Origin of the sequence: Pseudomonas sp. BCRC 81390 (assembly GCF_030341915.1) — a bacterium.
In the GTDB taxonomy this organism is placed as follows: Bacteria; Pseudomonadota; Gammaproteobacteria; order Pseudomonadales; family Pseudomonadaceae; genus Aquipseudomonas.
The window spans coordinates 166,453-186,520 of record NZ_JATAAG010000034.1 but is presented as its reverse complement, the minus strand read 5'-3'; the positions used below and the strand labels follow the sequence as shown (position 1 = coordinate 186,520).

The following is a 20,068-nucleotide window of genomic DNA, read 5'->3' as shown; positions in this document are numbered from 1 at the left end:
GAACCTGACAAGTAGGGCCCGAACATGCAGTTGATCGAACATTCCGACTCGCCCCGCTACGTCCGCCTGCACGACGACGACAATGTCGTGGTGGTGGTCAATGATGGCGGCCTGGGCGAAGGCGCCCGCTTCGCCGACGGCCTGACCCTGGTCGAGGGCGTGCCACAGAGCCACAAGGTGGCCACCGTGGCCATCGCCAAGGGCGAACCGGTACGCCGCTACGGGCAGATCATCGGTTACGCGCTGGAAGACCTGCGTCAAGGCAGCTGGGTGCAGGAGAGCCAACTGGCCATGCCGGCCGCCCCGGAGCTGGACAGCCTGCCACGCTGCGACGCCGTCCCGCAGCCGCTGCCGCCGCTCGAAGGCTTCACCTTCGAAGGCTACCGCAACGCCGACGGCACCGTCGGCACCCGCAACATCCTCGGCATCACCACCACCGTGCAGTGCGTGGCCGGCGTGCTGGAGCATGCGGTCAAGCGCATTCGCAGCGAGTTGCTGCCCAAGTACCCCAACGTCGATGACGTGGTGGCTATCACCCACAGCTATGGCTGCGGCGTGGCGATCAACGCGCGCGATGCCTACATCCCGATCCGCACCGTGCGCAACCTGGCGCGCAACCCCAACCTGGGCGGCGAAGCCCTGGTCATCAGCCTGGGCTGCGAAAAGCTGCAGGCCGGCCAGGTGATGCACGACAACGACCCGTCGGTGGACCTCAGCGACCCGTGGCTGTACCGCCTGCAGGACGCCAGCCTGGGCTTTGTGGAAATGATCGAACAGATCATGGAACTGGCCGAGACCCGCCTGAAGAAACTCGACCAGCGCCGCCGCGAAAGCGTGCCGGCCAGCGAACTGATCCTGGGTATGCAGTGTGGGGGCAGCGACGCCTTCTCGGGCATCACCGCCAACCCGGCGCTGGGCTACGCCGCCGACCTGCTGGTACGCGCCGGCGCCACCGTGCTGTTCTCGGAAGTGACCGAAGTGCGCGACGCCATCTACATGCTCACCTCGCGGGCGGAAAACCAGGAGGTCGCAGACGCCCTGGTACGCGAAATGGACTGGTACGACCGCTACCTGCAGCAAGGCGCCGCCGACCGCAGCGCCAACACCACGCCGGGCAACAAGAAAGGCGGCCTGTCGAATATCGTCGAGAAGTCCCTGGGCTCGATCGTCAAGTCCGGTAGCGGCGCCATCCAGGGCGTGCTCGGCCCGGGCGAGCGGGCCAACCGCAAAGGCCTGATCTTCTGCGCCACCCCGGCCAGCGACTTTGTCTGCGGCACGTTGCAACTGGCCGCCGGGATGAACCTGCATGTATTCACCACCGGCCGCGGCACGCCTTATGGCCTGGCCATGGCGCCGGTGGTCAAAGTCTGCACCCGCAGCGAACTGGCCCAACGCTGGCCCGACCTGATCGATATCGATGCCGGGCGCATCGCCAGCGGTCGCGCGACCATCGAAGAGCTGGGCTGGGAGCTGTTCCACTACTACCTGGACGTGGCCAGCGGCCGCAAGCGGACCTGGGCCGAGCAGCACCGCCTGCATAACGACATCACCTTGTTCAACCCGGCGCCGATTACCTGATGCCCAGTCCTCTCAACGGTGTCGCGATCTCTGTGGGAGCGTGCGTGCCCGCAAACACCGGCGCAGCAGGTGCCAGACACCGGGTCGCCTGCTTCACAGGCGCGCCCGCTCCCACAGGGGGCCGCGCCAACCTACCGATTGCACTCCGCCCATTTCACCCTTAAGCCCACAGGAGCACTCCATGCCTGAAATCCTCGGCCACAACTTCATCGCCGGCCAGCGTAGCGCCGCAGGCCAACAGCGTCTGCAGAGCCTGGACGCCAGCACTGGCGAGGCGCTGCCATACAGTTTCTTCCAGGCTACCGAAGGCGAAGTGGACCAGGCGGCCAAGGCCGCTGCTGCAGCCTTTGCCGAATTCCGCCAGTTGGCCCCGGCGCGGCGCGCCGAATTCCTCGACGCCATTGCCGCCGAACTGGATGAGCTGGACGACGCCTTCGTCGCCATCGTCTGCCGCGAAACCGCCCTGCCCACAGCGCGTATCCAAGGCGAGCGCGGGCGTACCAGCGGCCAGATGCGCCTGTTCGCCCAGGTGTTGCGCCGCGGTGATTTCCTTGGTGCGCGCATCGACCTCGCCCTGCCCGATCGCCAGCCGTTGCCACGCGTCGACCTGCGCCAGATGCGCATCGGCGTCGGCCCGGTTGCCGTGTTCGGCGCCAGCAACTTCCCGCTGGCCTTCTCCACCGCCGGGGGCGACACCGCCGCCGCCCTGGCCGCCGGTTGCCCGGTGGTGTTCAAGGCCCACAGCGGCCACATGGCCACGGCCGACCTGGTGGCCTGCGCCATCCAGCGCGCCGCCGAGCGCACCGGGATGCCCAAGGGGGTATTCAACATGGTCTTCGGTGGCGGCGTCGGCGAGTGGCTGGTCAAGCACCCGGCAATCCAGGCGGTTGGCTTTACCGGTTCGCTGAAAGGCGGTGACGCGCTGTGCCGCATGGCCGCCGAACGCCCGCAGCCAATTCCGGTGTTCGCCGAGATGTCCAGCATCAACCCGGTGATCATCCTGCCGGGCGCCCTGGCCAAGCGTGGTGATTCGATTGCCCGCGAACTGGCGGGTTCGGTCTGCCTCGGCGCTGGCCAGTTCTGCACCAACCCGGGCCTGGTGATCGGCCTGCAGTCGCCGCAGTACAGCCAGTTGCTGGCCGATCTTGGCCACCATCTGGCTCAACAAGCCGGCCAGACCATGCTCAACGCCGCAGGCTTGCGCAGCTACGTTGCTGGCCTGGAGCATTTGCAGGCCCACGCCGGTATCCAGCACTTGGCTGGCCAGGCTCAGGCAGGCAGCCAGGCCCGTGCGCAGCTGTTCAAGGCCGATGCCCGCTTGCTGATCGAATCCGACCCATTGCTGCAGGAAGAAGTGTTCGGCCCCACCACCGTGGCCGTCGAAGTGCAGGACAACGCGCAATTGCGCAGCGCCTTGCTCGGCCTGCGTGGGCAACTGACCGCGACGCTGATCGGCGAGCCTGAGGACTTCGAGGCCTTCGCCTGGCTGGTGCCACTGCTGGAAGAAAAGGTCGGGCGGATTCTGGTCAACGGCTACCCGACCGGTGTCGAGGTATGTGAGGCGATGGTGCACGGCGGGCCCTACCCGGCAACCTCGGATGCGCGCGGCACGTCGGTCGGCACCCTGGCCATCGACCGCTTCCTGCGCCCGGTGTGCTACCAGAACTACCCGCAGGCCCTGTTGCCCGCGGCACTGCGCGATGACAACCCGCTGGGGCTGCGTCGGCTGGTGAATGGCCAATGGCGTGAAGGGCCGATCTGACCGGTTGCCCGAAACAACAAAGCCCCGCGCATGGCGGGGCTTTTCTTTCGGCGTGCCGGCGAACAGGCCGGCGCTGCCAGCCAAGGGGTTCAGGCCCCCTGCGCCTCGGCTTCGGCATGGGCCTGTCGTAAACGCTCACGGCTATTGCTCAGGTGCATGCGCATGGCCATCTTGGCCCCTTCGCTGTCACCGCGGGCGATGGCTTCGTAGATCGCCTCGTGCTCGTGCATCAGCCGGCCCATGTAGTGGGCCTGGTCATCATGCGCCAGCCGCGCCGAATTCAGCCGGGTACGCGGGATGATGCTGGTGCCCAGGTGGTTGATGATGTCGGCGAAGTAGTGGTTGCCGCTGGCCTGGGCGATGCGCAGGTGGAACTGGAAGTCGGCCGACACCGCATCGCTGGCGTGGGCTGCCCCTTCGTTGATTTCATCCAGCGCCGCACGCATGCCGGCCAGCTGTTCATCGCTGCGACGCTGTGCTGCCAGGCCTGCCGACTCGATCTCCAGGGCAATGCGCAACTCCAGCACCGCCAGCACTTCGCGCAGCGTGACGACGGTCGCCGGGTCAATGCGGAAGCCACCCGTGGCCGGCGCGTCCAGGACAAAGGTGCCGATACCATGGCGGGTCTCGACCTGCCCGGCAGCCTGCAGCCGCGAGATGGCCTCCCGCACTACCGTGCGGCTGACGCCTTCTTCGGCCATGATCTGCGATTCGGTCGGCAGCTTGTCGCCGCGCTTGAGCTGGCCGCTGCGAATGCGCTCGGTCAGCACCGTGACCAGTTCCTGCGCCAGGCTGCGCGGCTTGCGCCGGGTCCTTGGCTGTACCTGCTGCTCTGTCATTACGCTGTATTTCACCTAGAAAGACAGCCGTCATCATAGCGCAAGCAGTTGTACGATCACATACATACGGTGCGGTATTTCTCGATCTCGTCGTCGGTCGCGACACGGCGTTTGCCACTGACGGCAAATTGCTGGCCCCCGGCTTCCCGAAGCGAAGGCAAACTCCCTGTTCCGTCAGACGTTTAGGACAGCAACATGCGCGTAATTCTAGCAACGATGGCCGGCTGCCTGCTGGCTACGCTCGCTTTCGGCGCCCAGGCACGGGCATTGAGCCAGAACGATCGCCACACTTGCGACTGGGGCGCGCAGATCGCCGCCGAGGCCCAGCAGGCCAAGCTTTCCGGGGTAACGCTGTATGCCACCCGCAAGAAGCTGCAGGTACGCAAGTTCGCCAAACCGTGGATGCGCATGACCGCCTTCGGGATTACCGAGCAGACCTACAACAGCCGCTCGCGGCTCAAGCCGGCGGCGATCAGGCAGACCTACTACGAGCAGTGTGTGCAGCATGCCGTAGCAAGACGTTAAGTTGATAAAAATCAATAAGTTATTGTGAAAACTTGATGTTTTACAGGAGGGTGTCAGGGACGCCAGGGAGCGCCAGCCTCGAAGCAAGCTTCCAGCCAGGCTTTGAAAGCCCCCAAGGCGGCAGTGTTGAGGCGCGCGGTAGGCCGCACCAGGTAGATGCCTGCCGCCACATCCAGTTGCCATTCTGGCAGCACCCGCACCAGACGCCCGCTGGCCAGGTCCTCGCCCATCAACCAGTCTCCTCCCGCCAGAATACCCACGCCACGCCGCGCCGCTGCCAGCAAGGCTTCGTTGTCATTGCTGCGCAGGCTACCTGCAACCCTGACACTCACCTGCTGCCCGCCATTCATCATTCGCCAATCAGGAAAGCTGCGCAACCCACTGAAACACAAGCAATTATGCTTGGACAAATCCTCAGGCTGTACAGGTGCGCCATGCCGGGCCATGTAGTCGGGCGATGCGCACAGGATGCGCCGGTGATCACACAGCTTCGTCGCCACCAGGCGGTTGTCAGCCAGTTCGCCAATGCGGATGGCGGCGTCGAAACCCTCACCGATCAGGTCGACGAAACGGTCTGCGTACTCGGCATCCACCATCACCTGCGGGTAGGCCAGCACGAAGTCGGCCAGCATCCCGCTCAGCCAGCGCCGCCCCATGGCGGCCGGCAATGCCAGGCGCAGGCGCCCACGGACCGTAGCCGCGCCTTCGGCCGCTTCCTGCTCTGCCTCGGCAATCAGCCGGTTGGCCTCCCGTACCTTGCTCACCAGCCGTTCGCCTTCATCGGTGAAGCGCAGCTGCCGCGTACTGCGTTCCACCAGGCGGATCCCCAGGCGCGCTTCCAGGGCAGTCAGGCGCTTCGACAACACCGTGGGGTGGCGTGCCAGCTGCCGCCCGGCAGCGGCAAACGACCCCTGCTCATGCAGGGCCAGCAAGGTGGCGAGTTCATCGGCGCGGCGGCTATCGAAGGCATCCATGACAAGGCTCGGAGTGGAATCAGGTAGCGGTTTTCAGGTGGTGAGCACCAGCGCGCCTTCCGACAAGCCTTGCTCCAGGTCCTCATGGGCCCTTGCCGCTTCAGCCAGCGGGTAGCGACGCCAGACCCGAGGCTGGATGATACCCTCGGCGAGCGCCGCCAGCACATCGGCGGCGCGCTGCTGATACTCATCGACCGTACGGGTATGCGCCGCCAGCGAAGGCCTGGTCAGGTATAACGACCCTTTGGCATTGAGCGTGGCAACCTCGATGGCTGACGGCGCACCAGAGGTACCGCCAAACGACACCAGCAAACCACGCACCCGCAGACTGTCCAGCGAGGCGTCCAGCGATGCCTTGCCAACGCAGTCGTACACCACGTCCACCCCTTGCCCGTGAGTCAGTTCGCGCACCCGGCTGGCCAAGGTGGACGCATCGAACACCAGCACGTGGTGGCAGCCCGCCGCTTGTGCCCGTGCCACGCTTTGCGGGCGTGACACCACGCCAATCACGGTCGCGCCCAGGTGACGTGCCCACGGCACCATCAGCTGGCCCAGTGCACCAGCAGCACCGTACAACAGCAGCTGCGTACCCGGGCCCACGGCATAGGTGGTTTTCAGCAGGTATTGCGCGGTGATGCCCTTGAACAAGACCGCCGCAGCAGCCTGGTCGTCAACAGACGGAGGCAGTGTTACCAACCGTTCGGCCGGGTACAGGCGAGCGCTGGCGTAGCCACCAACCGGGCCCATCGCATAGGCAACCCGGTCGCCCACCTGCACGTTGTCCACCCCCTCCCCGATGGCAGCGACCCGCCCGGCACCTTCCAGCCCCAGCCCGGACGGCAAGGCCAGCGGGGAACCGCCCTTGCGTTGCAGCACGTCCAGCGGGTTCACGCCGATGGCTGTCTGTTCCAGCCAGACCTGTCCGGGCCCTGGAGCTTGTACTGGAAGGTGTTCAAGCTGCAGCACATCGGCAGTGCCAGTGCTGTTGAGAACGATGCGGGTAGGCATGATCGAATCCTGTCGGGTAGGTGTTCGGGTCAGGCTAATCAGGCAAGGATGATTGAACAATCCGCCCGGAAGCAGATCATTCCTGCACCGTTTGCAGTAATGACAGTATCCCTACTGCCGAGTACGGCGCGGCCCCGCATCAGCATTTGCATTTGTTAAGCTGATTGCACCCGTCACGCCGGACCCAGGCTATTCGCCCCATGGATGAACTGCGCAAGATAGACCTCAATTTGCTCTTGGCCCTGCACGCCTTGCTATGTGAAAAGCACGTCACCCGTGCTGCCCTGCGCCTGCACCGTAGCCAACCTGCGGTCAGCCATGCGCTGGCGCAGTTGCGCAAGCATTTCGACGACCCTTTGCTGGTCCGCCAGAATGGCTGCATGGTCCTGACCAGCCGCGCCCAATCGCTTGCCAGGCCTTTGCAAGACGCCTTGAACAACCTCAACGGCCTGCTGGCCACCCCGCAATTCGAACCGGCCAAGGCCCAGCGTCGCTTCCGCCTGTCGCTGTCGGACTACGCGTCTCGCATCATCCTGCCGCCCCTGCTGAGGCATTTGCGCCAAGTCGCCCCGGGAGTGGACCTGGCCATCAGCCAGGCCAGCCGCGAAGCCATGTTGGCGCAATTGCTCGATGGCGAACTGGACCTGGCAATGGGCTTGTTCCCCGACCCGCCCGAAGAAATCACTACCGAGGCCTTGTTTGCCGACGACTTCATCAGCGTCGCTGATTGCCAGGTGCTGCCCGACAGCGGTGGCCTGGCCCTGGAGGACTGGCTGGCCCGCCCGCATGTGTTGATGGCGATGCGCCCGGATGCTTTCGATGAGATCGAACGTGCCCTGGCCGCGCTGGGGCTGCGCCGTCGCATTGCCCTGGCGTTACCCCACTGGAGCGCGGCCGTCGAAGTGCTGGCCGGTACCGACCTGATCCTTACCGTAGCGCGGCGGGCAGCAGGATCGCTGCAGCGGCATCCGACGCTGCGCCAGTTCGCCACACCCTTGACCATCGCCCCATTCGATTACCAGCAAGCCTGGCACATTCGCAAGGACAACGACCCGGGGCACCGCTGGCTGCGCGAAACCGTGCGGGCCTGCAGCCAGCCAGAGCCCTGATCAGCCCTCCGGCTGCTTCGCAACCACCGCGGTGCTGGCCGGTGCGCCCGCCACCCAATCGCCCTGCACCAGCAGCACGCCCGCCAGGATCAGCACCACGCCAGCCACCCTGGCCAGGCTGAGTGGCTTGCCGCCCAGCCCCATCAACCCGAAGTGGTCGGCCACCACCGCCGTGATGATCTGCCCCGCCACGACCAACACCAGAAATCCCGCGGCGCCCAGCCTGGGTGTCAGCGCTGCCGCGCCGGCCACGTACAGGGCTCCCAGTACCCCCCCGATCCACAGCCACCAAGGCCCCTGCAGGGCCTTGCCGAGGTCGGGCGCTGGTACCCTGAACAACAGCAACGCAGCAATCACCACCAGTGAGCTCACTGTCAAGGAGGTGAACGCCGCCCACAACCAGTGCCCCAGTGCGCGCCCGACGGCGGCGTTGCCCGCAGCCTGGAACGGCAACACGGCACCGGCAAGCAACGCCATGGCCACGGGGAATGCCAGCAGGAACATCGATTTACTGACCACGACCGTCTTCCTCATCGTATGGATGGATGCGGCCATGATGTGCAATCGGTGAAACTGATGGAAATCAAAATGCTGCACGCGCACTATTCGTCGCATGCATGGTCGACGAGCTCCAGAGACTCGGTCGCCTACGGGCTCAACGATGCCGGCAAAAGCCAGCGCTGACGGGGTGCTACGGCTGTTTCAACAACACCCGCCTGCCTGCAAGGCCTCGCGGCGGATACAGGCCCGCGCCAGCCGAAGCCTGACCCCGGCAGCAGCCGAGGTCGGCGGTAGGTGAGATCAGCGTGAGGTTTCGACGCGCAGCACTTCGGTGTAGATCGCGTCGACGGTCTGCCCGACCTTGAGGTTTTTCATGCGTGCCTGCAGGTCGGGGTTCTCGACCTTGACCACCTGCAGCTTGCCTTCCGGTGGCAGCAAGCTGACTTCATGCTGCTCGAGGTCGATCTTCTTGATCTGCGAAGTGACCTTGACCTGGCGGAACGCCTCGCCACCGGGGTTGGGGTTGTCCGCCGTGGCACGAATGGTACCGGACTCGTCAGTGGCCTTGGGCGCCCCGCCCACTTCCGGATTCAACACGTAGGCCACCGCACGTGTCACATAGATATCGACCTGATCGCCCACCTTGAGGTTGGGCAGCGCCTTGGCCTTTTCCGTCAACTGGAAGGTCACATCCTTCCTGGAATCAGGGCCTTTCACCGTGACTTGGCGATTGGCCAGATCGATGGCCGTGACTTGCGTGGTGACGTGGCTTTCCAGCGCCTCGCTGCCGATGGGGATACCAGCGGCGTGCACGGTGAAACTGGCAGCGCAGGCCAGCGTGGCCAGAGCGACAGCACGAGCGATGGAGCGGATTGGATTCATAGGCCTGCTTCCCTGTAATCAAGACCGGATGGTTGCGCAAACTGTTCACGCGCTGACAAGCATAGCCGCTGCCAGCCGACCTGCCTGACTACCTGCTGCAGCGCACTCCTTGCTCCGTTGACCTGCTCGTCATTGCAATAGCAAATGCGAATTCTTTACACTTGCTTTACGTTTACAAATCATTACTATTCGCGCTCTCAAATACAACAAAGAGTCACCTGTAATGGCAAAAAAGTCTGTTGCCCCAGCATCGCTTTCCATGCTGGGCATTCTGGTTGTGCCTGCTGTTCACGCGGCCGTTCAACCTGAGCCGCAGGGTTCCCTGGCCCTGCCCGCTACCGCCGTCACCAGCGCCTACGAGCAACAAAGCTACAAAGCCGGTGAAAGCCGCAGTGCGCTGAAGATCGACGCCCCGCTGCGCGATATCCCGCAAACCGTCAACGTCGTGCCGGAAAGCGTGATCAGGGACCAGGGCGCGCAGTCCATGGAAGACGTGTTGAAGAATGTGCCTGGCGTCGGTCTGTCCAATGGCGACGGCCAGCGCGACCAGGTGACCATTCGTGGCTTCAGCGCCATCGGCGACATGTACATCGACGGTGTGCGCGACGACGCGCTGTACTTCCGCGACCTGTCCAATATCGAGCGGGTCGAGGTCATCAAGGGCCCCGCCGCCGTGCTGTATGGCCGTGGCTCTTCAGGTGGGCTGATCAACAGCATCAGCAAGAAACCCAGCTTCACGCCCAAGCGCGAAGTCGGCATGAGCTTCGACAGCGAGGGCAAGCGCCGCACCCAGTTCGACAGTGGCTGGGCCGACCCGCAGGGCAATCAGGCCTACCGCGTGACCGGCGCCTTCGAAGACAGCGACACCTTTCGCGATGATGGCTACATTGACCGCAAGGCCATCGCGCCATCGGCCTACTTCCGCCTCTCCGACGACCTGGAACTGAACCTGGGCGCCACCTACCTGTACGACAAGCGGCTGATCGACTTCGGCATCCCGGCCCTGGGCAACCGCCCGGTGGATGTGCACCGTGACAAGCGCTTCGGTTCCGGCGATGCCGACCAGGACTATGCCCGCAGCGAAGTGTTCTCGCTGACCGCAAGCCTGGATTACCGCATCAATGACGACCTTACCCTGACCAACACCAGCCGTTACTACCGCTACGACCTGGACCGCAACAACACCCTCGCCGACAGCAGCCCGACGCGCTTCGTCACTGCGCCGAATGGCGAGTTGCTGGTCAAGCTCAACCGCGGCAACGTCGCCCGTGACGAATACGGCATGTTCAACCAGACCGAGCTCAAGCAACAGGCGCAACTGGCCGGGATGCAGCACAACCTGCTGTATGGCGTGGAGGTTGGCTTCCAGGACAAGTACCAGCGGGTGCTGAGCCAGAGCAACGTGGCCCAGGTGCCGGTGTACCGCGACGCCCTGGTGCCGGTACCGGAACACGCCGCCAACCTGTCGTCGAAGGGCACCAACTTCCAGCAGACCACTGGCCTGTACGTTCAGGACATGATCGAGCTGAATGAGCACTGGAAAGCGCTGGTCGGTGTGCGTTATGACATCTTTGGCCAGGAATACGACGACGACCGCACGCAGAATGTCGACCTCGACCGCACCGACAAGACCTGGAGCCCGCGCGCCGGCCTGGTCTACCAGCCGGATGCCATCCAGTCCTACTACGTTTCGGTCAGCCGCAGTTACCAGCCTTCGGGCGAGGTGTTCGCGGTCAGCCCGAGCAACCAGCACCTGGAGCCGGAGGAAACCACCAACTACGAAATCGGCGCCAAGTGGGACCTGCTCGACAGCCGCCTGTCGTTGACAGCAGCGCTGTTCCGCCTCGAGCGCACCAACATGAAGACCGCCGACCCGGCCAACCCCAACCTCACCGTGCTGGCTGGCGAGCAGCGCACCGACGGCTTCGAAGCCACCGTCAGCGGCCAGCTGAGCGACAAGTGGCAGATCTACGCCGGCTACGCCTACCTGGACGCCGAGATCACCAAGTCCAACAGCAAGACCAATGGCGTGGCCAACGAAGGCCAGACCCCGACCCTGACGCCGCGCAACAGCGCCAACGTCTGGCTGGTGCGTACCCTGACCCCGCAATGGCGCGTGGCCGCCGGTGCCAACTACGTCGATGAGCGCTACACCGCGCTGGACAACGTAGTGGTGATGCCGGGCTACACCACCTTCGACGCCGCGCTGCTCTACAGCGTGCCACAGTGGGATGCCGCGCTGCGCCTGAAGAACGTGTTCGACCGCGACTACTATGCCTCTGCGCACGGCTCGGTGGACCTGATCACTCCAGGTGCACCGCGTACGCTGGAAGCCAGCTTCAACTACCGCTTCTGATCGCGGGGCAAGCAGCTCGCGCCCTCTGCAGGAGCGGCCCTTTCGTGACACAAGGCCGCTCCTGTCGCATGCACCATCAGCGGTTGCGCGTTACCCGCCAGACCGTATTGGCGAGGTCGTCGGCAATGATCAACGCACCACGCGGGTCCACCGTCACCCCCACCGGCCGGCCGCGGGTGTTGCCATCCTCAGCCCGGAAACCTGTGGCGAAGTCGATCGGCTCGCCTGCCGGCTTGCCATTGCTGAACGGCACGAAGATCACCTTGTAGCCCACCGGGTTGGGCCGGTTCCAGCTACCGTGTTCACCCACGAAGGCACCCTCGGCGAAGCGCTCGCCCATGGCCGGGATGGAGAAGGCCATGCCCAATGCAGCCACGTGCGAGCCGAGGCTGTAATCCGGCTTGATCGCCGCCGCTACCTTTTCCGGGTTCTGCGGCCGTACCCGCTCATCCACGTTCTGCCCCCAGTAGCTGTAAGGCCAGCCATAGAACCCCCCTTCACGCACCGAGGTCAGGTAGTCCGGCACCAGGTCAGGCCCGAGTTCGTCGCGCTCGTTGACCACCGCCCACAGCTGCCCGGTCTGCGGCTGGATGGCCAGCGCCGTCGGGTTGCGCAGGCCAGTGGCATAGGGCCGGTGCGCACCGGTTGCAGCGTCGACCTGCCAGACCATGGCCCGGTCGATCTCCACTTCCAGCCCACGCTCGGTAATGTTGCTGTTGGAACCGATGCCCACATACAGGTAACGACCATCCGGGCTGATGGTCAGCGCCTTGGTCCAATGGTGGTTGATCGCAGCCGGCAGGTCGGTGACCTTGGTTGGCGGACCATCGGCCCGAGTCTGGCCGTCCTGGTAGTCGAAGCGCACCAGGGCATCCTGGTTGGCCACGTACAGCTTGCCGTCGGCAAAGGCCAGGCCGTACGGCGCATTGAGGTTTTCTGCAAACACCGTCTGCACCTCGTAGCGACCGTCGCCATCGGCATCGCGCAGCAAGGTCAGGCGGTTGCCACCCTTGACCTGGGTATTGCCCTTGGCCTTGATCTGGCTGGCGATGACATCCTTGGGCTTGAGCTTGGCCGCGCTGCCACCGCGGCCCTCGGCAACCAGGATATCGCCATTGGGCAACACCAGGGTCTGCCGCGGGATCTTCAGGCCAGTGGCAATGGCGGTTATGCTGAAGCCTTCAGGCACCGTCGGCCTCTGCTCACCCCAGGCTGCCGGCTGGGCGATCTTCATGCTCGGCAGCAGGCCACGTTGTGGCGCTGGCAGTTTCGGGTCGGGCCCAAGCGCCTGGGTCGGCTCGCCATCACCCCCACAAGCAGCCAGCAGCAAGGCCATGCTCAACAGGCTCAACGCAGGCACAAGCTTCATGCTGCACCTCCCGAGCGCAGGCCGCTCAAACCGGTGAAGGCAGCCACCGTCGCGAGCACGCTCACGATCACCGACAGCACCAGCCCGGACGGCATTACCGCCCAGGCGTCCTTGGCATGTTCGAACGCATTGACTAGGCCCAGTACCCAGGTCACCAGCAGCAGCACGAAGTACAGCGTCGGCCGGCCACGCTTGCGCTCGGCACGGACCAGGTTGGCCAACGCGAACAACAGCGCCAGCCCGCAGAACACCAGGGCGCCGGCGATCAACCAGGCGGCGAAGTTGCTCCACTGGATCTGGTAACTGTTGAAGTAGGCGATGTCGCTGAGTAGCGCAGCGAGGAACAACGGAACGCTGCCGGCCAACAGCAATGCATGTAGCGGGCCGGGTGTACAGCGATAGAGGGTTTGGTCGGATACGGTCACGGTGCCTCCTTTTCATTCAGTGACCCAAGGGCTGATGGCGTGGCCACCAGGCGTGCACGGGGCGCGCCTAGCAAAGGAGCCTCCCGACAAGGCGATAGTTCACCGTTTGGTTTGAATGGCCTATGCTGCGAGGCGTTGGCGCAAGGAGACAACCGATGAGCAGCAACCCGATTCGCCCGAATTCATCATGGGCGTTGACCACCCTGCTGGCCCTCAGCCTGGTGCTCGTGGCCGGTTGCTCCAGCAAAACCGGCAAGGCCTACCATGCGGCACGCACAATAGGCTCCAACTGCTTCGCCAAAGCCGTCCCCACCACTGGCGAAGGTGGCCTGGCGTGGGGCGATACCTTGAGCATCGCCCGCAAGAAGTCGCTGGACAACTGCGTGCGTTATGCCAGCCGGTCGGGGGGCTCCCCGAGAACGTGCCAGGTTGTCATGGCCAAGTGCAAGAATTGAGCTTGTATGAACCACAACCGAGGCCCCTGCGCCACTTCACGGGTCACGCCTCAGACAAGCCCCCTCTCACGGCGAACCCGACTGGGGGCCGCGCTGACGCGAAGCGCCCTTGCTAACGGACGCGCGTGATCACCACCTCCAGGTATTCGCCCGGTACCACCAACGACGCTGGGCCGCCGACATTGCAGGCATTCAACAACTCCGTCAGGTCACGCTCCAGCGCCGCAGCCGCCTCCGGCTCCAGCGAGGCAAAGGCTGTACGCATCGGTCCGAACCAGGTGCGAAACACCTCGAGGTAATGCGCCGCCGAGCGATAGCGGAAGTTGAACAGCTGGCGGCTGACCTGCAACCCGTCAAGCGCACCCTCGAACAACACGCGCAACTGCTCCTCATCGCCCCAGCGCGCGGGTGACAAGGCCCCGGCAGGTGGCGGCACATGACGTCCAAGGGTCTTGAACATCTGCCCGACGAAGCCTTGCGGGGTCCAGTTGGCCAGGCCGATCCTGCCGCCGGGCCGGCACACTCGTCTCAATTCGCGTGCGGCCTGGGCCTGGTCGGGGGCAAACATCACGCCGAAGGTGGACAGCACCACATCGAAGGCTCCATCGGCAAACGGCAATGCTTCGGCATCGGCAGTCTGGAACACCACCTCGAGGCGCTCGGCCCGCGCCCGCTCTGCGCCGCGCCTGAGCAGTTCCGGCACATAGTCGGTGGAGGTAACGCGGCAACCGCGTCGGGCCGCGCGTTGCCATTGCCGGCGGCGACATCCAGTACCTGCTCGTCCCAGCGCAAGTCACAGGCCTCGGCCAGGCGCTCGCCGACGATCTGCAGGGTGGTGCCGATCACTGCGTAGTCGCCACTGGCCCATATGGCTTGCTGTCTGGCTTTCAGGGCATTGGTATCCAGAGAAGTATTCATGGTCTGCGCCTTTCGAGGCGCGCAGCCGAGATCCTTCTGGCGGTCAACGCGCCATGGGTTGAGGGGAATGACAGCAAAACGCTACGCGCCTGGCAGGCGAAGCGACAAGACAGATTGGGGATAGCGGCTATCTGAAACCGATATATAGGAGCGCGCTTGTAGTAACGGCCTTGCGTCGCGAAAGGGCCGCAAAGCGGCCCCCGCTATATCAGCAGTAACGCATGATCAGGCCAGCCTGGCCCGAGCCGCATGCAGCTTTTTATAACTCTCGATCAGGCGCAAGTGGCGATCGAGGCCTTCGAGCTTCATGCTGGTCGGGGTCAGGCCATGGAAGCGCACGCTGCCATCGACCGAGCCCAACACCGCATCCATGCGCGAGTCGCCGAACATACGCCGGAAGTTGGCCTCGTAGTCGTCCATTTCCAGCTCGTCGTCCAGCAACACTTCCAGCACCACGTTCAATGCCTGGTAGAACAACCCGCGCTCGACGGTGTTGTCGTTGAACTGCAGGAACGCCTCGACCAGTTCCTTGGCATCCTCGAAGCGCTGCACTGCCAGGCAGATGAGCAGCTTCAGTTCCAGAATGGTCAGCTGGCCCCAGACCGTGTTTTCGTCGAACTCGACGCCGATCAGCGTGGTGATGGTGGTGTAGTCATCGACATCGCAGTTGTCCAGGCGCTTGAGCAACAGCTTGAGGGCGCGGTTGTCGAGGCTATGCAAATTGAGGATATCGGCGCGGAACGACAAGGCGCGGTTGGTGTTGTCCCAGATCAGGTCCTCTACCGGGTAGATTTCCGAGTAACCCGGCACCAGGATGCGGCAGGCGGTGGCGCCAAGGTTGTCGTACACCGCCATGTACACCTCCTTGCCCAGGTCTTCGAGGATGCCGAACAGGGTCGCGGCCTCCTGCACGTTGGAGTCCTCGCCATGGCCGGAGAAGTCCCACTCGACGAATTCGAAGTCGGCCTTGGCGCTGAAGAAGCGCCACGACACCACGCCGCTGGAGTCGATGAAATGCTCGACGAAGTTGTTCGGTTCGGTCAGCGCGTGGCTTTCGAAGGTCGGCTGCGGCAGGTCGTTCAGGCCCTCGAAACTGCGCCCCTGCAGCAGTTCCGTGAGGCTGCGCTCCAGCGCCACTTCCAGGCTCGGGTGGGCACCGAACGAGGCGAATACGCCGCCGGTACGCGGGTTCATCAGGGTCACGCACATGACCGGGAACTCGCCCCCCAGCGAAGCATCCTTGACCAGTACCGGGAAGCCCTGCTCCTCCAGGCCCTGGATGCCGGCAACGATGGCCGGGTACTTGGCCAGCACCTCCTGCGGCACATCCGGCAGGCACAGCTCGCCTTCGAGGATCTCGCGCTTCACCGCCCGCTCGAAGATTTCCGACAGGCACTGCACCTGCGCCTCGGCCAGGGTATTGCCGGCGCTCATGCCGTTGCTGAGGAACAGGTTCTCGATCAGGTTGGACGGGAAGTACACCACCTGCTGGTCGGACTGGCGCACGAACGGCAGCGAGCAGATGCCACGGGCCGTGTTGCCCGAGTTGGTGTCGTACAGGTGCGAGCCGCGCAGCTCACCGTCCGGGTTGTAGATGGCCAGGCAATGTTCGTCGAGGATCTCGACCGGCAGCGCATCCCGCGGGCCTGGTTTGAACCATTGCTCGTTCGGGTAGTGCACGAACGGCGCGTTGGCCAGGTCCTCACCCCAGTACTGGTCGTTATAGAAGAAGTTGCAGTTCAGGCGCTCGATGAATTCGCCCAGTGCCGAGGCCAGCGCGGCTTCCTTGGTCGCGCCCTTGCCGTTGGTGAAGCACATTGGTGACTGGGCGTCGCGCACGTGCAGCGACCACACGTTGGGCACGATGTTGCGCCACGAAGCGATCTCGATCTTCATCCCCAGCCCGGCCAGGATGCCCGACATGTTGGCGATGGTCTGTTCCAGCGGCAGGTCCTTGCCGGGGATGTAGGTGCTGGTGTCCGACACCGGCATCAACAGGCCCTGGGCATCGGCATCGAGGTTGTCGACCACTTCGATGACGAACTCGGGGCCGGTCTGTACCACCTTCTTCACGGTGCAGCGGTCGATGGAACGCAGGATGCCCTGGCGGTCCTTCTCGGAAATATCCTCAGGCAGCTCGACCTGGATCTTGAAGATCTGGTTGTAGCGGTTTTCCGGGTCGACGATGTTGTTCTGCGCCAGGCGAATGTTTTCGGTCGGGATGTTGCGGGTCTGGCAGTACAGCTTGACGAAGTAAGCCGCGCACAAGGCAGAGGACGCCAGGAAATAGTCGAACGGCCCCGGGGCCGAGCCATCACCCTTGTAACGGATCGGTTGGTCGGCGATCACCGTGAAGTCGTCGAACTTGGCTTCGAGACGGAGATTGTCGAGAAAATTGACCTTGATTTCCATGCGGGATTACCGTGATTTAAGCGTGCAAAACGAAAGTGGCCGGCATTATCCGGGTTTTCACGGTGGAAGTCCTGTTTGCGCGACCAGCTTGCGTATTCCGCCGAATTACTTGCCTGATCCTCTGAACCTGCCCCTTGCAGCCGACCAGCGGTCAGCCCCCTGTGCTAGCGTTTCCGGACTGGGGGAACAGCGTATTCCCCGATCAGCAAAAGCACAGCGACAGCAACCGTTGACGGGCAGGTGAACCATGGAACTACGCATCAACCAGAAGACCTACCAGGTCGAGGCAGACGCCGACACGCCACTGCTGTGGGTGATCCGCGACGACCTGGGGCTGACCGGCACCAAGTATGGCTGCGGCCTGGCCCAGTGTGGCGCCTGTTCGGTGCTGGTGGACGGCAATGTGGTGCGCGCCTGCGTCACGCCGGTGGCCGGTGTGGTCGGGCGAGAGGTGACTACCATCGAGGCGATCGAGGCCGACGCCATCGGCAAGCGGGTGGTCGCGGCGTGGGTCGAGCACCAGGTCGCCCAGTGCGGCTATTGCCAGTCCGGCCAGGTGATGGCGGCCACTGCTCTGCTCAAGCACACGCCCAGGCCCAGTGACGCGCAGATCGACGCGGCGATGGTCAACCTGTGCCGCTGCGGCACCTACAACGCCATCCATGCTGCCATGCATGACCTGGCCCAAGGGGAGAAGGCCTGATGCGCACACCCGTCGGTACACCTGCAGAAGAACTGCTCAAGTTACAACACGGCGCGACCCTCAACCTGTCGCGTCGGCGCTTCCTCGCCAGCACGGCTGTCGGGGCCCTGGTGCTTGGCTTTGGCCTGCCCATGGGCTCGGCCCGCGTGCAGGCAGCTGCCGCAGCCAGCGCCGAACGCGGTACCCAGGTACCGGCATTCCTGGAGATCCGCCCGGACGGCACGGTGCGCCTGCTCAGCCCTTTCATGGAGGGCGGGCAAGGCCCTTTCACCGCCATGGCCCAGATCGTCGGTGAGGAACTGGATGTCGACCCGGCCAATTTCGTGGTCGACAGTGCCCCACCCGGGGAAGCCTATGTGGTGATGGAAAACGGCATGCGCATCACCGGCGGCAGCATGTCGGTACGCATGAGCTACCCGACCATGCGCCGCCTGGGTGCCCTCGCCCGCGCCATGCTGCTGCAGGCAGGCGCCGAGCAACTGGGCGTGCCGGTAGAGCAACTCAGCACCACGCCGGGTAACGTGTTACATACCACGAGTGGACGATCCGTGCCTTATGGTGAATTGGCCTCGCGGGCCATGGACCTGCCGGTGCCCGACCCTGCCAGCGTCAAGCTGCGCGACCCCAGCCAGTTTCGCTGGATCGGCAAACCGGTACGCCGCCTGGATGCCTATGACAAATCCACCGGCAAGGCCGTGTACAGCATCGACGTCAAGGTCGACGGCATGCTCCATGCTGCCGTGCAGCACGCGCCACGCCTGGGCATGACTGTCGGCAGCCTGCGCAACGAAGACCAGGTCAAGGCCATGCAGGGTGTGCACTCGGTGCACCAGCTGCCAGGCGCCGTGGCGGTGGTTGCCGAGCGCTGGTGGCATGCCAAACGTGCGGTAGAAGCCATCCAGGTCGACTGGCAGGAGCCTGCCGCCGACAGCCCGGTACGGCCGATGCCGGCCGACTTCTCCAGCGATGGCTGGCGCGACCACCTGGCCACGGTCGAAGCGCCGGCGCGCGACGAAGAAAACCAGGGTGATGTGGCCGGCATGCTGGCCAGCGCCAAAACCCACGTCGAGGCGACCTATCACAACCAGTACCTCAACCATGCCCAGCTTGAGCCGCCCTCGGCGCTGGCGCGCTTCAATGCCGACGGTTCGCTGGAGGTGTGGCTGCCCAACCAGGCCCCGGACATGTTCCGTGACGACATCGCCAGGCGCACCGGCCTGGCCCCGGCGCAGATCACCCTGCATTCGCCGTTGCTGGGTGGCTTCTTCGGCCGCCACTTCCTGTACGACTCGGCCAACCCCTACCCTCAGGCGATTGCCTTGGCCAAGGCGGTCGGTCGGCCGGTGAAGCTTATCTGGAGCCGCGAAGAAGAGTTCCTGCGTGACGTACTGCGCCCGGTGGCGGTGGTCAAGTTCCGCGCCGGGCTGGATGCCGACGGGCTGCCAGTGGCCCTCGAGGCCGTGAGCGCCACCGAAGGCCCGACCGAAGCCCTCGCCGGCAAACAGGGCGAAAAGCTCGACCCGACTGCGCTCGAAGGGCTGTCGGGCAAGGCTTACGCCATCGCCAACAAACGCATCGCCCAGGTCTATGTCAAAGGCCCGGCCATGCTTGGCTACTGGCGCTCGGTGGGCAACTCGCTGAACGATTTCTTCTACGAGTCATTCCTTGACGAGCTGGCCGACAAGGGCGGCAAGGACCCGTTCGAACTGCGCCTGCACCTGTTGCACGACAACCCGCGCCTGACCACGCTGTTGCAAGCGGTTGCCGAACTGTCCGGCGGCTGGAAGCGCGGGCCGTTCACCGCCGAAGACGGTAGCAAGCGCGCACGCGGCGTCGCCATGGCCTCGCCGTTCGGCTCGGAGGCAGCGGTCATTGCCGAGGTGTCGATCGAAAACGGCCAGGTCAAGGTGCACGACATCTGGCAGGCCATCGACCCGGGCAGCATCGTCAACCCGGCGATCATCGAGCACCAGGTCAACGGCGCCGTCGCCCTGGGCTTGTCGCAGACGCTGCTGGAAGAAGCGGTATACGTCGACGGCAAGCCACGCGCGCGCAACTTCGACCTGTACCCGATCCTGCCGCCCTCGCGCATGGCCCGGGTGCATGTCCGTATCGTCGAAAGCGGGGCGAAGATGGGCGGTATCGGCGAACCACCGCTACCCGCCGTTGCCCCGGCGGTGGTCAACGCGGTCGCGCAACTGACCGGCCAGCGCGTGCGCAGCCTGCCGCTGAGCCGCCATACCTTCAGCTGA

The 20,068-nt window shown here is 64.5% G+C and carries 16 protein-coding genes and 1 pseudogene; 8 read left to right on the top strand and 9 right to left on the bottom strand.

Annotated features, from left to right (window positions below; translation table 11 throughout):
- Positions 1–24 precede the first annotated feature (24 nt).
- Together garD and QSV36_RS13810 are read left to right on the top strand one after the other, a co-directional pair.
- Positions 25–1,578, top strand: a complete 1,554-nt coding sequence (gene garD, locus QSV36_RS13815; RefSeq protein WP_289132387.1) for a galactarate dehydratase — start codon at positions 25–27, stop codon at positions 1,576–1,578.
- Positions 1,579–1,759: 181 nt separating this feature from the next.
- On the top strand, positions 1,760–3,340 hold the full coding sequence (locus tag QSV36_RS13810) for an aldehyde dehydrogenase (NADP(+)) (protein WP_289132385.1): 1,581 nt from the start codon (positions 1,760–1,762) through the stop codon (positions 3,338–3,340).
- A gap of 89 nt (positions 3,341–3,429) precedes the next feature.
- Here QSV36_RS13810 and QSV36_RS13805 read toward each other — a convergent pair whose 3' ends face one another.
- Entirely contained in the window at positions 3,430–4,179 is a 750-nt protein-coding gene (locus QSV36_RS13805) for a FadR/GntR family transcriptional regulator (protein WP_289132384.1), read from the bottom strand.
- Between the two features lie 195 nt (positions 4,180–4,374).
- Here QSV36_RS13805 and QSV36_RS13800 point away from each other — a divergent pair, with 195 nt between their 5' ends.
- Positions 4,375–4,704 (top strand): hypothetical protein, encoded by a 330-nt coding sequence (locus QSV36_RS13800; protein WP_289132383.1) that lies wholly within the window; start codon positions 4,375–4,377, stop codon positions 4,702–4,704.
- A gap of 53 nt (positions 4,705–4,757) precedes the next feature.
- Here QSV36_RS13800 and QSV36_RS13795 read toward each other — a convergent pair whose 3' ends face one another.
- Positions 4,758–5,678: a LysR family transcriptional regulator gene (locus QSV36_RS13795; protein ID WP_289132382.1), complete on the bottom strand. Its 921-nt coding sequence runs from the start codon at positions 5,676–5,678 to the stop codon at positions 4,758–4,760.
- A 33-nt stretch (positions 5,679–5,711) separates the two neighbouring features.
- Positions 5,712–6,686 (bottom strand): quinone oxidoreductase family protein, encoded by a 975-nt coding sequence (locus QSV36_RS13790; RefSeq protein WP_289132381.1) that lies wholly within the window; start codon positions 6,684–6,686, stop codon positions 5,712–5,714.
- Positions 6,687–6,886: 200 nt separating this feature from the next.
- Here QSV36_RS13790 and QSV36_RS13785 point away from each other — a divergent pair, with 200 nt between their 5' ends.
- A complete protein-coding gene (locus QSV36_RS13785) occupies positions 6,887–7,795 on the top strand; it encodes a LysR family transcriptional regulator (RefSeq protein ID WP_289132379.1) in 909 nt (302 codons plus the stop codon).
- Here the strand turns inward: QSV36_RS13785 and QSV36_RS13780 are convergent, their stop codons facing one another.
- Together QSV36_RS13780 and QSV36_RS13775 are read right to left on the bottom strand one after the other, a co-directional pair.
- Positions 7,796–8,314 carry a DMT family transporter gene (locus tag QSV36_RS13780; RefSeq protein WP_289132377.1) on the bottom strand — a complete coding sequence of 173 codons (519 nt, stop codon included), beginning with the start codon at positions 8,312–8,314 and terminating at the stop codon, positions 7,796–7,798.
- 282 nt (positions 8,315–8,596) lie between these two features.
- Positions 8,597–9,178, bottom strand: a complete 582-nt coding sequence (locus QSV36_RS13775; RefSeq protein ID WP_289132375.1) for a hypothetical protein — start codon at positions 9,176–9,178, stop codon at positions 8,597–8,599.
- Positions 9,179–9,401: 223 nt separating this feature from the next.
- Here QSV36_RS13775 and QSV36_RS13770 point away from each other — a divergent pair, with 223 nt between their 5' ends.
- Positions 9,402–11,534 carry a TonB-dependent receptor gene (locus QSV36_RS13770; protein WP_289132373.1) on the top strand — a complete coding sequence of 711 codons (2,133 nt, stop codon included), beginning with the start codon at positions 9,402–9,404 and terminating at the stop codon, positions 11,532–11,534.
- A 76-nt stretch (positions 11,535–11,610) separates the two neighbouring features.
- On the opposite strand, the gene QSV36_RS13765 is transcribed toward QSV36_RS13770, so the two are convergent.
- Entirely contained in the window at positions 11,611–12,903 is a 1,293-nt protein-coding gene (locus QSV36_RS13765; RefSeq protein WP_289132371.1) for a PQQ-dependent sugar dehydrogenase, read from the bottom strand.
- The gene (locus tag QSV36_RS13760; protein ID WP_289132369.1) at positions 12,900–13,328 is read right to left on the bottom strand and encodes a DUF2231 domain-containing protein; all 429 of its coding nucleotides are present in this window, start codon (positions 13,326–13,328) and stop codon (positions 12,900–12,902) included. Before QSV36_RS13760 ends, QSV36_RS13765 begins: the two co-directional genes overlap by 4 nt.
- Before the next feature lie 155 nt (positions 13,329–13,483).
- Here QSV36_RS13760 and QSV36_RS13755 point away from each other — a divergent pair, with 155 nt between their 5' ends.
- Positions 13,484–13,783, top strand: a complete 300-nt coding sequence (locus QSV36_RS13755) for a hypothetical protein (RefSeq protein WP_289132368.1) — start codon at positions 13,484–13,486, stop codon at positions 13,781–13,783.
- Positions 13,784–13,895: 112 nt separating this feature from the next.
- Here the strand turns inward: QSV36_RS13755 and QSV36_RS13750 are convergent.
- Together QSV36_RS13750 and QSV36_RS13745 are read right to left on the bottom strand one after the other, a co-directional pair.
- Positions 13,896–14,701: pseudogene (locus QSV36_RS13750) on the bottom strand (class I SAM-dependent methyltransferase).
- A 225-nt stretch (positions 14,702–14,926) separates the two neighbouring features.
- Entirely contained in the window at positions 14,927–17,113 is a 2,187-nt protein-coding gene (locus tag QSV36_RS13745; protein ID WP_289132365.1) for an OsmC domain/YcaO domain-containing protein, read from the bottom strand.
- 247 nt (positions 17,114–17,360) lie between these two features.
- Here QSV36_RS13745 and QSV36_RS13740 point away from each other — a divergent pair, with 247 nt between their 5' ends.
- Both QSV36_RS13740 and QSV36_RS13735 read left to right on the top strand, forming a co-directional pair.
- Positions 17,361–17,816, top strand: coding sequence for a (2Fe-2S)-binding protein (locus QSV36_RS13740; RefSeq protein WP_225777472.1), 456 nt, complete (start codon positions 17,361–17,363; stop codon positions 17,814–17,816).
- Positions 17,816–20,068: a xanthine dehydrogenase family protein molybdopterin-binding subunit gene (locus QSV36_RS13735; RefSeq protein ID WP_289132364.1), complete on the top strand. Its 2,253-nt coding sequence runs from the start codon at positions 17,816–17,818 to the stop codon at positions 20,066–20,068. The genes QSV36_RS13740 and QSV36_RS13735 overlap by 1 nt, the downstream gene beginning before the upstream one ends.